We start from the raw sequence: 12127 nt of genomic DNA, 5'->3' as shown, positions 1-12127 counted from the left end.
AGTACCAAAGAGAGGACACAATGCAGGGTTCTGTGACAGAGTTTCTAAAACCGCGCCTGGTAGATATCGAGCAAGTGAGTTCGACGCACGCCAAGGTGACCCTTGAGCCTTTAGAGCGTGGCTTTGGCCATACTCTGGGTAACGCACTGCGCCGTATTCTGCTCTCATCGATGCCGGGTTGCGCGGTGACCGAGGTTGAGATTGATGGTGTACTTCATGAGTACAGCACCAAAGAAGGCGTTCAGGAAGATATCCTTGAAATCCTGCTCAACCTGAAAGGGCTGGCGGTGAGAGTTCAGGGTAAAGATGAAGTTATTCTTACTCTGAATAAATCTGGCATTGGCCCTGTGACTGCAGCCGACATCACCCACGACGGTGATGTTGAAATCGTCAAGCCGCAGCACGTGATCTGCCACCTGACCGATGAGAACGCAGCGATTAGCATGCGTATCAAAGTTCAGCGCGGTCGTGGTTATGTGCCGGCTTCTGCCCGAATTCATTCGGAAGAAGATGAGCGCCCAATCGGCCGTCTGCTGGTCGACGCATGCTACAGCCCTGTAGAGCGTATTGCCTACAATGTTGAAGCAGCGCGTGTAGAACAGCGTACCGACCTGGACAAGCTGGTCATCGAAATGGAAACCAATGGCACAATCGATCCTGAAGAGGCGATTCGTCGTGCGGCAACCATCCTGGCAGAACAACTGGAAGCTTTCGTTGACTTACGTGATGTACGTCAGCCGGAAGTGAAAGAAGAGAAACCAGAATTCGATCCGATCCTGCTGCGCCCTGTTGACGATCTGGAATTGACTGTCCGCTCTGCTAACTGCCTCAAGGCAGAAGCTATCCACTATATCGGTGATCTGGTACAGCGTACCGAGGTTGAGTTGCTGAAAACGCCGAACCTGGGTAAAAAATCTCTTACCGAGATTAAAGACGTGCTGGCTTCACGTGGTCTGTCTCTGGGCATGCGCCTGGAAAACTGGCCACCGGCAAGCATTGCTGACGAGTAACCGGATCACAGGTTAAGGTTTTACTGAGAAGGATAAGGTCATGCGCCATCGTAAGAGTGGTCGTCAACTGAACCGCAACAGCAGCCATCGCCAGGCTATGTTCCGCAACATGGCAGGTTCACTGGTTCGTCATGAAATCATCAAGACGACCCTGCCTAAAGCGAAAGAGCTGCGTCGCGTAGTTGAGCCGCTGATTACTCTTGCCAAGACTGACAGCGTTGCTAATCGTCGTCTGGCATTCGCCCGTACTCGTGATAACGAGATCGTGGCAAAACTGTTTAACGAACTGGGCCCGCGTTTCGCGAGCCGTGCCGGTGGTTACACTCGCATTCTGAAGTGTGGCTTCCGTGCAGGCGACAACGCGCCGATGGCTTACATCGAGCTGGTTGATCGTTCAGAGAAAGCAGAAGCTGCTGCAGAGTAATCTGTAGTAACGTAAAAAAACCCGCCTCGGCGGGTTTTTTTATATCCGCAGAATCACCACTTATCTACAATGTCTGTATCTTTTCTGCTCATCCCCTGGAGTTCATTATGTGGTTGCTCGATCAGTGGGCTGAACGCCATATTTCCGATGCCCAAAACAAAGGCGAGTTCGACAATCTTCCCGGTAGCGGTGAACCGCTGATGCTGGATGATGATTCACATATTCCAACCGACTTACGCGCCGGCTATCGCTTACTGAAAAATGCAGGCTGTTTACCTCCTGAACTTCAGCAACGCAATGAAGCCGTCGAACTTGCCGATCTGCTTAAAGGCATTCATAAGGACGACCCCCGGTACTCCGAAATCAGTCGTCGTTTAGCGCTTATCGAGCTAAAGCTTCGCCAGACGGGAATGAATACCGACTTTTTGCATGGCGAATACAGTGAAAGGTTAAGGCAAAAAATAAACGAGGAGTAGCCATGTACCGCATAGGTGAACTTGCGAAACTTGCTAACGTAACGCCGGATACTATCCGCTACTACGAAAAGCAGCAGATGATCGATCATGAGGTCAGAACGGAAGGTGGATTTCGCCTTTATACGGATAACGACCTGCAACGCCTGCGTTTTATCCGCTATGCACGGCAGCTCGGATTCACGCTGGAGTCGATCCGTGAACTGCTGTCGATCCGTATCGATCCTGAACATCACACGTGTCAGGAATCGAAAAGCATCGTGAAGGCCAGGCTGGATGAAGTTGAAGCACGAATTCAGGAGCTGCAAGCCATGCAGCGGTCTCTGCAAAGGCTGAACGACGCGTGCTGCGGTACTGCTCACAGCAGCGTTTATTGCTCAATTCTGGAAGCACTTGAGCAGGGGGCGAGTAGTGAAACTCAGGGTTGTTGATTTTTTATCAGGCAGGGTCTAGACTCCAGCCGACATTAACTATGCTCAGGAGAAATGATGAGCCGCTATCAGCATACTAAGGGACAAATTAAGGATAACGCCATTGAGGCATTGCTTCACGACCCGCTTTTCAGACAGCGTGTTGAGAAGAACAAAAAAGGGAAAGGCAGTTATTTGCGTAAAGGTAAACATGCACAACGGGGTAACTGGGAGGCCAGTGGCAAGCAAGCGAATCGCTTTTTTACCACTGGCCTTTCTGTTTTTCTCGCCTGATTAAACGCGATTATTCTGTTCTTTTAACAGATCGCGAATTTCAGTCAGCAAGACTTCTTCTTTAGTTGGTGCTGGCGGGGCAGCAGCCGGTTCTTCTTTTTTACGGTTAAGTCTGTTGATAAGTTTGATGGCCATGAAAATGGCAAATGCCACAATCACGAAATCAAAAACGTTCTGAATGAATACGCCATAGTGCATTACAACCGCAGGGATATCGCCCTGAGCTTCCCGCAGGGTGAAGGCGAATTGTTTGAAATCAATGCCTCCAATCAACAGCCCTAACGGCGGCATAATAATGTCGGCGACTAACGATGAAACGATCTTACCGAACGCCGCACCAATAATGACACCCACAGCCAAATCCACCACATTCCCGCGCATCGCAAATTCGCGAAATTCTTTAATAAAACTCATTATGTTCTCCTTGTGCCAGCTGACGCCTATAAGTTTAACAAATGATTAGCTAATTGCCATTGGGGATAAATAATCGTTATGCAAAATAAAAGGCATGTAAATTAAAAGGTTAATATTCGGGTGCTCTTGAAGGAGCACCCGGATCCTTACAGGAAGAATGGACTTGGCTGGAATAAACGCTCGACGTCGGTAATAAACTTTTTATCGGTTAGGAACATAATAACGTGGTCCCCCTGCTCGATACGTAAATTATCATTGGCGATCATGACATCGTTACCTCGCACTACGGCGCCGATAATGGTGCCTGGTGGAAGTTTAATTTCGTCGATCGCACGACCGACAACGCGCGATGTCGTTTCATCTCCGTGCGCAACGGCTTCAATGGCTTCTGCAACACCACGACGAAGGGACGAAACGCCGACGATATCCGCTTTACGCACGTGGCTTAACAGGGCAGAAATGGTGGCTTGCTGAGGTGAAATAGCAATATCAATCACGCTTCCCTGTACCAGATCGACATAAGCCTTACGCTGAATAAGCACCATCACTTTTTTTGCTCCCATACGCTTGGCGAGCATGGCGGACATAATATTCGCTTCGTCGTCGTTGGTGACGGCAATAAAAAGATCGACCTGATCGATATGCTCTTCGGCCAGTAATTCCTGATCCGAAGCATCGCCATAAAACACGATGGTATTCTGGAGTTTTTCAGCCAGCTCCGACGCGCGCTGCTGATCTCGTTCGATCAGCTTCACGCTATAGTCTTTTTCCAGTCGTCTCGCCAGGCCTGCGCCAATATTACCGCCGCCGACCAGCATAATACGTTTATACGGTTTTTCGAGACGCTGTAGCTCACTCATCACCGCGCGGATATGCTGAGACGCCGCAATAAAGAATACTTCATCTCCGGCTTCGACAATGGTGGAACCTTGCGGACGGATAGGCCTGTCGTGACGGAAAATAGCCGCAACACGCGTATCGATATGGGGCATATGCTCGCGCATTGTCGACAGGGCATTACCAATCAGCGGGCCGCCGTAATAGGCCTTCACGACCGCCAGGCTTACTTTTCCTTCAGCAAAGTTCACAACCTGCAACGCGCCCGGATACTCAATCAGACGATAAATACTGTCGATAACCAGCTGTTCTGGCGCAATAAGATGGTCGATGGGCACCGCTTCGGAATTAAACAGCTTCTCCGCATCCCGGACATAGTCCGGGGAACGAATGCGGGCGATGCGGTTCGGGGTGTTGAAAAGCGAGTAGGCCACCTGACAAGCAACCATGTTGGTTTCATCAGAACTGGTTACTGCAACCAGCATGTCGGCATCGTCCGCGCCCGCTTCACGGAGTACACGTGGATGAGAGCCGTGCCCCTGAACAACGCGGAGGTCAAACTTGTCCTGCAAAACGCGCAGACGATCGCCATTGGTATCCACAATGGTGATATCGTTGTTTTCACCCACGAGGTTTTCCGCCAGCGTTCCGCCAACTTGCCCGGCGCCCAGAATGATAATTTTCATCGTTCGTGACCTGTTCTCAACATCACTCTTTGATTAGCTTAGCGTAAAAGAAGCCATCACCCTCTTCTGCGCCAGGCAGGTTTTGCAGACCCGGTTGCTCAGGCGTACCTGTAGCGTGCAGCGCGGCGTCCGGGGTGCGTTTCAGGAAAGCCGCAATTTGCTGACTGTTCTCTTCCGGCAGAATGGAGCAGGTTGCATACACCAGGGTTCCGCCGGGTTTGAGGTGCGGCCAGATGGCATCCAGAATATCGGATTGCAGCTGGGCAAGCTCCTTGATATCACGATCGCGACGCAGCCATTTGATATCGGGATGACGACGAATAACGCCGGTTGCAGAGCAGGGGGCGTCGAGCAAAATGCGATCGAACCGGGTATCGCCACACCAGTCTGCGGGTTTGCGTCCATCGCCTTGCTTAACCTGCGCTTTCATACCCAGACGTTTGAGGTTGTCGTAGACGCGTGACAGGCGCTGCTCGTCAACATCTACGGCCATCACGCTGGCCTGCGGCGCCACTTCCAGAATGTGCGTTGTTTTACCCCCTGGTGCTGCACAGAGATCGAGGATGTGCTCCCCGTCCTTCGGTTCAAGCCAGGTCATGCAGCCCTGAGCGGATGCATCCTGTACCGTTACCCAGCCTTCGTCAAAGCCGGGTAATGCGTGTACCGGAGCAGGTGAGGCTAAACGAACCGCATCAGGATAAGCAGCGTGAGTGAAGCCACTCATCCCGGCGTCTTCCAGCAGGGCCAGCCATGCGTCGCGCGTGTGATGGTTACGATTGACGCGTAACCACATCGGCGGACGTTGATTATTGGCATCAGCGATCTCTTGCCATTGCTGTGGGTAGGCTTTTTTAAGGCGATTCAGCAGCCATTCAGGGTGCAGGAAGCGCGCTTCGCTTTGCGCAAATTCTGCCAGCAGTTCGTCCTGCTGACGCTGGAACTGACGCAGCACGCCGTTGATCAGTCCTTTCAGCTGAGGACGTTTAATCGCAACGGCACCCTCCACTGTCTCAGCCAGCGCAGCATGAGGAGGAATGCGGGTATGCAGAAGCTGATAGAAACCGACCATGATTAAATAATGCACGGTGCGCTGCTTGCCGCTCATCGGGCGTGACATCAGCTTGTTGATTAACCATTCAAGCTGAGAAAGGGTGCGCAGAACGCCAAAGCAAAGCTCCTGGAGCAGGGCTTTGTCTTTATCGGAAACCTTTTGTTGCAGTGGAGGCAGGACATTACTCAGTGACTGGCCCTGCTCGATAACCTGCTCAACGGCCTGAGCCGCCATGGTGCGTAGATTTTGTCTTTTCATAACCGTAAAAATAAAAATGCCCGGACACACCGGGCTTTAAGAGTAAATGCGTTCAGGCAAGGCGATTGCCAGGGATGAACCATTCACGACGGGAATTTAACAGGTCCTGCGCGCTCATCGCCTTTTTACCGGCCGGTTGCAGCGATTCAAGATTCAGGATCCCTTCTCCGGTCGCAACCTGAATACCGTTTTTACTGGCGTCGATAATCGTACCGGGCTCTGCCGAGGTATTGCCGTTAATAACGGAAGCTTTCCAGACTTTAACTGGCTGCTCATCAATCATTAACCAGCTCATCGGCCACGGATTAAAGGCGCGGATGCAGCGTTCGAGTTGAGCTGCTGACAGGAACCAGTCGATCCGGGCTTCTTCTTTACTCAGCTTTTCAGCATAGGTCACCTGCGACTCATCCTGAACATCAGGTTTCGCCGTATTATCAGCAAGCTGTTGCAACGTCTCAATCAGCCCCTGCGGGCCGAGATCCGCCAGCTTGTCATACAGCGTGGCGCTGGTATCTTCTGCGGTAATGGGACACGCCAGTTTATACAGCATGTCGCCAGTGTCTAAACCTACGTCCATCTTCATGATTGTAACGCCTGTTTCAGCATCGCCTGCCCACAGAGCGCGCTGAATTGGGGCCGCACCACGCCAGCGTGGGAGCAAGGAACCATGGACGTTAATACAGCCCAGACGGGGCATATCGAGTACCGCTTTCGGCAGAATGAGGCCGTAAGCCACAACCACCATCACGTCGGCATTCAGGTCTGCCACTAACTGCTGGTTTTCCTGAGGTCGTAATGACGCTGGCTGGAATACCGGTAAACCATGCGTTTCTGCCAGTACTTTAACCGGGCCAGGCATCAGTTTTTTACCGCGGCCAGCCGGACGGTCCGGCTGAGTGAATACGCCAACGATTTGATGGCCAGACGATAACAGCGCGTCGAGATGACGCGCTGCAAAATCAGGGGTACCCGCGAAGATTATACGTAGTGATGTAGACACGTTATTCCTTGTATCCGGGGGGCGTTATGCGCGAGAACGCAAACGATCCAGTTTCTCTACTTTCTGACGAATACGCTGTTGTTTCAGTGGTGAGAGGTAATCGATAAACAGTTTACCGACCAGGTGATCCATCTCATGCTGAATGCAAATCGCCAGCAGATCGTCGGCTTCCAGTTCAAACGGATTGCCGTCACGATCCAGTGCGCGAATTTTAACTTTTTCGGCACGTGGCACCAAAGCGCGCTGTTCAGGGATGGACAGACAGCCTTCCTCAATACCTGTTTCGCCGCTTTTTTCAAGCAGTTCAGGGTTGATCAGCACCAGGCGCTCATCGCGATTTTCAGAAACGTCGATCACGATAATACGCTTGTGAATGTCTACCTGGGTCGCCGCCAGGCCAATGCCTTCTTCAGCGTACATGGTATCGAACATATCATCGACGATACGCTGAATTTCTGCATTCACTTCTTTAACCGGTTCCGCGACGATGCGAAGGCGCTCGTCAGGAATATGTAACACTTGCAAAACTGCCATAAATTTCCAGAGTCGTGTTCAGGAGTTGAAAAGAATATTACTTCTATTCTAGACAAATCCCCGGTCGATTGACAGCATCAGTGACCAATCGCAAAGATTGCTGAGGCTGCTTATGGCAGGGAAAAGGATGACGTCCACAGAGATATGGTTACGGCTTATAAACATCGGATCGTTATACGGTGATGCGATGCTGGAAACCGCGCAGCGGTTGCTTCGTCAGGCTACCGTTGATGCTGACGCTGTCAAAGAGGCAGGGCTTTCGGCCAAACATGTCGCAAAGTTTTTTTCATTCAGTGAGAGTGAACTTGAACGTAGCCTGGAATGGCTGGAGCACGCAGACAACCATCTTCTCACGGCTGACGATCCTCGCTTCCCGCCATTGTTGCGTTTGATCCCTGATTTTCCCGGGGCGCTATTTGTGCGAGGCCGCGTTGACGTGCTTAACAGCATGCAGCTTGCGGTTGTGGGCAGCCGTGCGCCCTCATGGTATGGCGTGCGGTGGGGAAAAATTCTCAGTGAACAGCTGTCTCAATGTGGCTTTACGATCACCAGTGGCCTGGCTTGCGGCATCGATGGTGTCGCACATCATGCGGCGTTGACAGCAAAAGGGCGAAGTGTCGCCGTGCTTGGCAATGGTCTTTTTAGTCTCTACCCGCGTCGTCATCACGTTCTGGCTGAGCAACTTATCGCTTCAGAGGGGGCGATAGTGTCTGAGTTTTCACTCTCAACATCGCCCAGGCCGGGTAACTTTCCACGGCGTAACCGGATCATCAGCGGGTTAAGCCAGGGCGTGCTGGTGGTCGAAGCTGCGATTCGAAGTGGATCGCTGGTGACCGCCAGGTGCGCGCTGGAGCAGGGGCGTGAAGTTTTTGCGCTGCCCGGCCCGTTGGGGAACCCCGGCTGCGAAGGCCCTCACTGGCTGATAAAACAGGGGGCAACGCTGGTGACCTGTAAAGAGGATATCCTGGAAAATTTGCAGTATGGATTGCATTGGTTGCAGGATAATCGCCAAAAGCGACATATTTCATCGGATCAGGAGGCCGTAGCATTGCCATTTCCCAAGCTCCTGGCTAACGTAGGAGATGAGGTAACACCTGTTGACGTTGTCGCTGAACGTGCCGGCCAACCTGTGCCAGTAACGGTAGCACAGCTACTCGAACTGGAGTTAGCAGGGTGGATCGCAGCTGTACCCGGCGGCTATGTCCGAATAAGGAGGGCATGCCATGTTCGACGTACTGATGTATTTGTTTGAGACTTACATCCACAACGAAGCAGAAATGCAGGTGGATCAGGACAAATTAACACGGGATCTGACCGACGCAGGTTTTGAGCGGGAAGATATCTATAATGCGTTGATGTGGCTGGATAAGTTGGCTGATTATCAGGACGGCCTCGCCGAACCGATGCAGCTTGCTTCTGACCCATTGTCTGTGCGCATCTATACAGCTGAAGAGTGTGAAAGGCTGGATGCCAGCTGCCGGGGATTCATCTTATTCCTCGAGCAGATTCAGGTGCTAAACCTCGAAACGAGAGAGATGGTGATAGAGCGCGTCATGGCGCTGGATACTGCTGAGTTTGAACTGGAAGATCTGAAATGGGTGATCCTGATGGTTCTGTTCAACATTCCGGGCTGTGAAAACGCCTATCAGCAAATGGAAGAATTACTCTTTGAAGTGAATGAAGGTATGCTGCATTAATTCTACGTGCAGCAACAAGAGTTGTTATGGCCAAATCAGCACTCTTTACGGTGCATAAAAACGAGCCCTGCCCACAGTGCGGGGCTGAACTTGTTATTCGGTCCGGGAAACACGGTCCGTTTCTCGGTTGTTCACACTATCCGGAATGTGATTATGTCCGTCCCCTGAAAAGCCAGGCGGACGGACATATCGTCAAAATTCTGGAGGGGCAGCTTTGCCCTCTCTGTGGCGGTGAACTGGCGCTGCGGCAGGGGCGTTTCGGGATGTTTATCGGATGCAGTCGCTACCCGGAATGTGAGCATACGGAACAAATTGATAAGCCAGATGAAACGGCAATTGCCTGCCCTCAGTGCCAGCGTGGTCAACTGGTGCAGCGCCGCTCTCGTTATGGCAAGACCTTCCATTCATGCGATCGCTATCCTGAATGCCAGTTCGTTATCAATTTCAAACCAGTAGCGGGCGTCTGCTCTCATTGCGATTATCCGTTACTTATAGAGAAGAAAACCGCGCAAGGCATGAAACGCTTTTGCGCCAGTAAACAATGTGGAAAGCCGGTTTCGGCGGATCAAATCAGTGAACAATAACCTGCCATCAGGCTCCATCGCTCAGGCGGTGGAAACCCTGAAAAAAGAAGAAGTCATCGCCTATCCAACAGAAGCCGTTTTTGGGGTCGGGTGCGATCCTGACAGCGAGGTTGCCGTTAGCCGGCTGCTGGCGCTTAAACAGCGGCCTGTCGAAAAAGGATTGATTCTGATCGCTGCGAATTACGAGCAGCTTAAACCTTATATTGATGATTCGATGCTGACACCTGCACAGCGGGAAACCATTTTTTCTGCGTGGCCTGGTCCCGTAACGTTTGTTTTTCCTGCACAGCCGACAACGCCGCGCTGGTTAACCGGGCGTTTCGATTCACTTGCGGTACGTGTCACCGACCATCCGCTGGTGGTGGAGCTATGCCAGGCATTTGGTAAACCTTTGGTTTCTACCAGCGCCAACCTGACCGGCCTTCCCCCTTGTCGGACAACCGAAGAAGTTCTGGCGCAATTCGGGAATGATTTCCCGGTAGCCGTCGGTGAAACCGGTGGTCGTCTTAACCCGTCAGAAATTCGCGATGCCTTGACCGGCGAACGTTTTCGCCAGGGATAATGTGATGGAAACCTACGCTGTATTTGGTAACCCGATCGCGCACAGCAAGTCGCCTCTGATCCATCAGCTGTTTGCGGATCAATTGCAGATAGATCATCCGTATGGTCGGGTCCTTGCGCCTGTTGATGCATTTATACCGACGCTGAATGGCTTTTTTGATGCGGGTGGTAAAGGTGCGAATGTGACGGTGCCTTTTAAAGAAGAGGCTTTCGGGCGTGCGGATGAGCTGACCGAGCGTGCGTCGCTCGCCGGTGCCGTTAATACGCTAAAGCGGCTCGAAGATGGCCGCCTTCTGGGCGATAACACCGACGGCATTGGTTTGCTCAGCGATCTGGAGCGACTGTCGTTTATTAAACCAGGCTTTCGGATCCTGCTGATCGGTGCGGGTGGCGCCTCGCGCGGCGTATTGCTTCCTCTCCTTTCTCTGGATTGTGCGGTGACGATTACCAACCGGACTTTCTCCAGAGCAGAAGAGCTGGCGGCGTTGTTCGCACATACTGGCAGCGTCACTGCGCTGGCGCTTGATGAGCTCGCGGGTCACGAATTTGACCTTGTGATTAATGCCACCTCCAGCGGTATTAATGGAGAGATCCCTGCAATTCCCGCGTCCCTGATTCATTCCCATATCTATGCCTATGACATGTTTTATCAAAAAGGGAAGACGCCTTTTCTGAACTGGTGCGAACAACAGGGAGCAAAACATATGGCTGATGGTCTGGGCATGCTGGTGGGGCAGGCGGCTCATGCGGTGTTACTCTGGCATGGCGTGTTACCCTCTGTAGAGCCGGTGATTGAAAAACTGAAACAGGAACTGATGGCGTGAATCAGGCGATTCATTTTCCCGACAGAGAAATCTGGGATGAGAACAGGCAAGCGGTTTGCTTCCCGGTGCTGGTGCATGGAATGCAGCTAACCTGTGCGATTAAAGGGGAAACGCTGCTCCAGCGCTTTGGGGGTTCAGAGCCGTTAGCGGTCTTTTGCGAAAATCGCTGGGATCTGGAAGAGGAAGCCAGCGATTTGATCCGCGATCAGCAGGAAGACGATCAGGGCTGGGTCTGGTTATCCTGATCCAGATAGTCATTCTTCCATTTAACGTAATTGTTCGCTGAGTATTTCAATCCTTCGATTTCCGCTTCTTTTAAGGGGCGGATCTGCTTAACCGGGCTGCCTAAATAGAGATAGCCACTTTCCAGGCGTTTGTTTTGTGGAACAAGGCTCCCTGCGCCGATCATTACGTCATCTTCTACTATGACGCCATCCAGCAAAATCGATCCCATCCCAACGAGAACCCTGTTACCGATCGTGCAGCCGTGGAGCATCACCTTATGACCGACGGTAACATCTTCCCCAATGATGAGCGGATTGCCTTCAGGGTTGTAAGATGATTTATGCGTCACATGCAGCACGCTGCCGTCCTGAATATTGGTGCGTGCACCGATTGCAACGTAGTTAACATCGCCCCGAATCGCGACAAGTGGCCAGATGCTGACATCATCGGCCATGCGGACATCACCCACAACCACGCTGCTGGCATCGATCATCACGCGATCGCCTTGTTGGGGGTACAGATCTTTATAAGGGCGTAATACTGCAAACATATCTACCTCGATATAAATGAGCGCTATAAAGAAGACTTTGATCGTAATCGGGGATCGAGGCAAGGCAAAATGCGTCAATTTTTAAGCGGATCGGGTGGGTTTTCAGCGAAAAGCACGGAAAATCAGCAGTTGGAAAAAAAGATCTAAAAAATACTTGTGCTAAAAACTGGGATCCCTATAATGCGCCTCCATCGACACGGCGGATGTGAATCACTTCACAGACAACCCGGTCGGTTGAAGAGAAAAAATCCTGAAATAACGGGTTGACTCTGAAAGAGGAAAGCGTAATATACGC

Annotated in this window: 17 protein-coding genes; 11 read left to right on the top strand and 6 right to left on the bottom strand. The window is 51.8% G+C overall.

What is annotated here, in order from left to right; genetic code table 11:
* The first annotated feature begins 20 nt into the window (after positions 1-20).
* The 5 genes from rpoA to IM300_RS21840 all read left to right on the top strand — a co-directional run bounded on the left by rpoA (position 21) and on the right by IM300_RS21840 (position 2611).
* The gene (gene rpoA / locus IM300_RS21860) at positions 21-1010 is read left to right on the top strand and encodes a DNA-directed RNA polymerase subunit alpha (RefSeq protein ID WP_002919219.1); all 990 of its coding nucleotides are present in this window, start codon (positions 21-23) and stop codon (positions 1008-1010) included.
* 40 nt (positions 1011-1050) lie between these two features.
* Positions 1051-1434, top strand: a complete 384-nt coding sequence (gene rplQ, locus IM300_RS21855; protein ID WP_001216368.1) for a 50S ribosomal protein L17 — start codon at positions 1051-1053, stop codon at positions 1432-1434.
* A gap of 107 nt (positions 1435-1541) precedes the next feature.
* A complete protein-coding gene (locus IM300_RS21850) occupies positions 1542-1910 on the top strand; it encodes a DUF1992 domain-containing protein (RefSeq protein WP_193038311.1) in 369 nt (122 codons plus the stop codon).
* A 2-nt stretch (positions 1911-1912) separates the two neighbouring features.
* Positions 1913-2338: a Zn(2+)-responsive transcriptional regulator gene (gene zntR, locus IM300_RS21845; RefSeq protein WP_107534024.1), complete on the top strand. Its 426-nt coding sequence runs from the start codon at positions 1913-1915 to the stop codon at positions 2336-2338.
* 57 nt (positions 2339-2395) lie between these two features.
* Positions 2396-2611, top strand: coding sequence for an alternative ribosome-rescue factor A (locus IM300_RS21840; RefSeq protein ID WP_193038314.1), 216 nt, complete (start codon positions 2396-2398; stop codon positions 2609-2611).
* Here IM300_RS21840 and mscL read toward each other — a convergent pair whose 3' ends face one another.
* From mscL to def, 5 genes are all read right to left on the bottom strand, one after another.
* Positions 2612-3025 carry a large-conductance mechanosensitive channel protein MscL gene (mscL, locus tag IM300_RS21835; RefSeq protein ID WP_003863335.1) on the bottom strand — a complete coding sequence of 138 codons (414 nt, stop codon included), beginning with the start codon at positions 3023-3025 and terminating at the stop codon, positions 2612-2614.
* A gap of 146 nt (positions 3026-3171) precedes the next feature.
* Positions 3172-4548: a Trk system potassium transporter TrkA gene (gene trkA / locus IM300_RS21830; protein WP_003863337.1), complete on the bottom strand. Its 1377-nt coding sequence runs from the start codon at positions 4546-4548 to the stop codon at positions 3172-3174.
* A 22-nt stretch (positions 4549-4570) separates the two neighbouring features.
* Positions 4571-5857 carry a 16S rRNA (cytosine(967)-C(5))-methyltransferase RsmB gene (gene rsmB / locus IM300_RS21825; RefSeq protein ID WP_193038310.1) on the bottom strand — a complete coding sequence of 429 codons (1287 nt, stop codon included), beginning with the start codon at positions 5855-5857 and terminating at the stop codon, positions 4571-4573.
* 52 nt (positions 5858-5909) lie between these two features.
* A complete protein-coding gene (gene fmt, locus IM300_RS21820; protein WP_193038309.1) occupies positions 5910-6857 on the bottom strand; it encodes a methionyl-tRNA formyltransferase in 948 nt (315 codons plus the stop codon).
* A 24-nt stretch (positions 6858-6881) separates the two neighbouring features.
* Positions 6882-7391, bottom strand: a complete 510-nt coding sequence (def, locus tag IM300_RS21815; protein WP_006812188.1) for a peptide deformylase — start codon at positions 7389-7391, stop codon at positions 6882-6884.
* Positions 7392-7518: 127 nt separating this feature from the next.
* Between def and dprA the strand changes: the two genes are divergently transcribed.
* From dprA to IM300_RS21785, 6 genes are read left to right on the top strand one after another with little or no spacing between them, the layout of a single operon-like run.
* A complete protein-coding gene (gene dprA / locus IM300_RS21810; RefSeq protein WP_193038308.1) occupies positions 7519-8643 on the top strand; it encodes a DNA-protecting protein DprA in 1125 nt (374 codons plus the stop codon).
* A complete protein-coding gene (gene smg, locus IM300_RS21805; protein ID WP_000460665.1) occupies positions 8615-9088 on the top strand; it encodes a DUF494 family protein Smg in 474 nt (157 codons plus the stop codon). The genes dprA and smg overlap by 29 nt, the downstream gene beginning before the upstream one ends.
* A gap of 26 nt (positions 9089-9114) precedes the next feature.
* Positions 9115-9672 (top strand): type I DNA topoisomerase, encoded by a 558-nt coding sequence (locus IM300_RS21800; RefSeq protein ID WP_193038307.1) that lies wholly within the window; start codon positions 9115-9117, stop codon positions 9670-9672.
* The gene (tsaC, locus tag IM300_RS21795; RefSeq protein WP_063865957.1) at positions 9662-10234 is read left to right on the top strand and encodes an L-threonylcarbamoyladenylate synthase type 1 TsaC; all 573 of its coding nucleotides are present in this window, start codon (positions 9662-9664) and stop codon (positions 10232-10234) included. Before IM300_RS21800 ends, tsaC begins: the two co-directional genes overlap by 11 nt.
* Before the next feature lie 4 nt (positions 10235-10238).
* The gene (aroE, locus tag IM300_RS21790) at positions 10239-11057 is read left to right on the top strand and encodes a shikimate dehydrogenase (protein ID WP_193038306.1); all 819 of its coding nucleotides are present in this window, start codon (positions 10239-10241) and stop codon (positions 11055-11057) included.
* The gene (locus IM300_RS21785) at positions 11054-11302 is read left to right on the top strand and encodes a DUF1488 domain-containing protein (RefSeq protein WP_193038305.1); all 249 of its coding nucleotides are present in this window, start codon (positions 11054-11056) and stop codon (positions 11300-11302) included. Before aroE ends, IM300_RS21785 begins: the two co-directional genes overlap by 4 nt.
* On the opposite strand, the gene IM300_RS21780 is transcribed toward IM300_RS21785, so the two are convergent.
* Positions 11278-11832, bottom strand: coding sequence for a gamma carbonic anhydrase family protein (locus tag IM300_RS21780; RefSeq protein WP_063450574.1), 555 nt, complete (start codon positions 11830-11832; stop codon positions 11278-11280). The two genes, IM300_RS21785 and IM300_RS21780, sit on opposite strands and share 25 nt — an antisense overlap.
* Positions 11833-12127: the final 295 nt, after the last annotated feature.

This window comes from Enterobacter cloacae complex sp. I2 (assembly GCF_014896205.1).
Lineage (GTDB): Bacteria > Pseudomonadota > Gammaproteobacteria > Enterobacterales > Enterobacteriaceae > Enterobacter > Enterobacter quasihormaechei.
Note: the sequence above shows the minus strand (reverse complement) of the source record. Positions and strands in the feature narration are given on the sequence as shown.

Excerpts from the sequence above, each read along its gene's own strand:
- trkA (WP_003863337.1), bottom strand. The coding sequence starts at position 4,548 with ATGAAAATTATCATTCTGGGCGCCGGGCAAGTTGGCGGAACGCTGGCG.
- rpoA (WP_002919219.1), top strand. The coding sequence starts at position 21 with ATGCAGGGTTCTGTGACAGAGTTTCTAAAACCGCGCCTGGTAGATATC.
- rsmB (WP_193038310.1), bottom strand. The coding sequence starts at position 5,857 with ATGAAAAGACAAAATCTACGCACCATGGCGGCTCAGGCCGTTGAGCAG.
- dprA (WP_193038308.1), top strand. The coding sequence starts at position 7,519 with ATGACGTCCACAGAGATATGGTTACGGCTTATAAACATCGGATCGTTA.
- IM300_RS21800 (WP_193038307.1), top strand. The coding sequence starts at position 9,115 with ATGGCCAAATCAGCACTCTTTACGGTGCATAAAAACGAGCCCTGCCCA.
- rplQ (WP_001216368.1), top strand. The coding sequence starts at position 1,051 with ATGCGCCATCGTAAGAGTGGTCGTCAACTGAACCGCAACAGCAGCCAT.
- IM300_RS21840 (WP_193038314.1), top strand. The coding sequence starts at position 2,396 with ATGAGCCGCTATCAGCATACTAAGGGACAAATTAAGGATAACGCCATT.
- def (WP_006812188.1), bottom strand. The coding sequence starts at position 7,391 with ATGGCAGTTTTGCAAGTGTTACATATTCCTGACGAGCGCCTTCGCATC.
- IM300_RS21780 (WP_063450574.1), bottom strand. The coding sequence starts at position 11,832 with ATGTTTGCAGTATTACGCCCTTATAAAGATCTGTACCCCCAACAAGGC.
- smg (WP_000460665.1), top strand. The coding sequence starts at position 8,615 with ATGTTCGACGTACTGATGTATTTGTTTGAGACTTACATCCACAACGAA.
- zntR (WP_107534024.1), top strand. The coding sequence starts at position 1,913 with ATGTACCGCATAGGTGAACTTGCGAAACTTGCTAACGTAACGCCGGAT.
- IM300_RS21850 (WP_193038311.1), top strand. The coding sequence starts at position 1,542 with ATGTGGTTGCTCGATCAGTGGGCTGAACGCCATATTTCCGATGCCCAA.
- aroE (WP_193038306.1), top strand. The coding sequence starts at position 10,239 with ATGGAAACCTACGCTGTATTTGGTAACCCGATCGCGCACAGCAAGTCG.
- mscL (WP_003863335.1), bottom strand. The coding sequence starts at position 3,025 with ATGAGTTTTATTAAAGAATTTCGCGAATTTGCGATGCGCGGGAATGTG.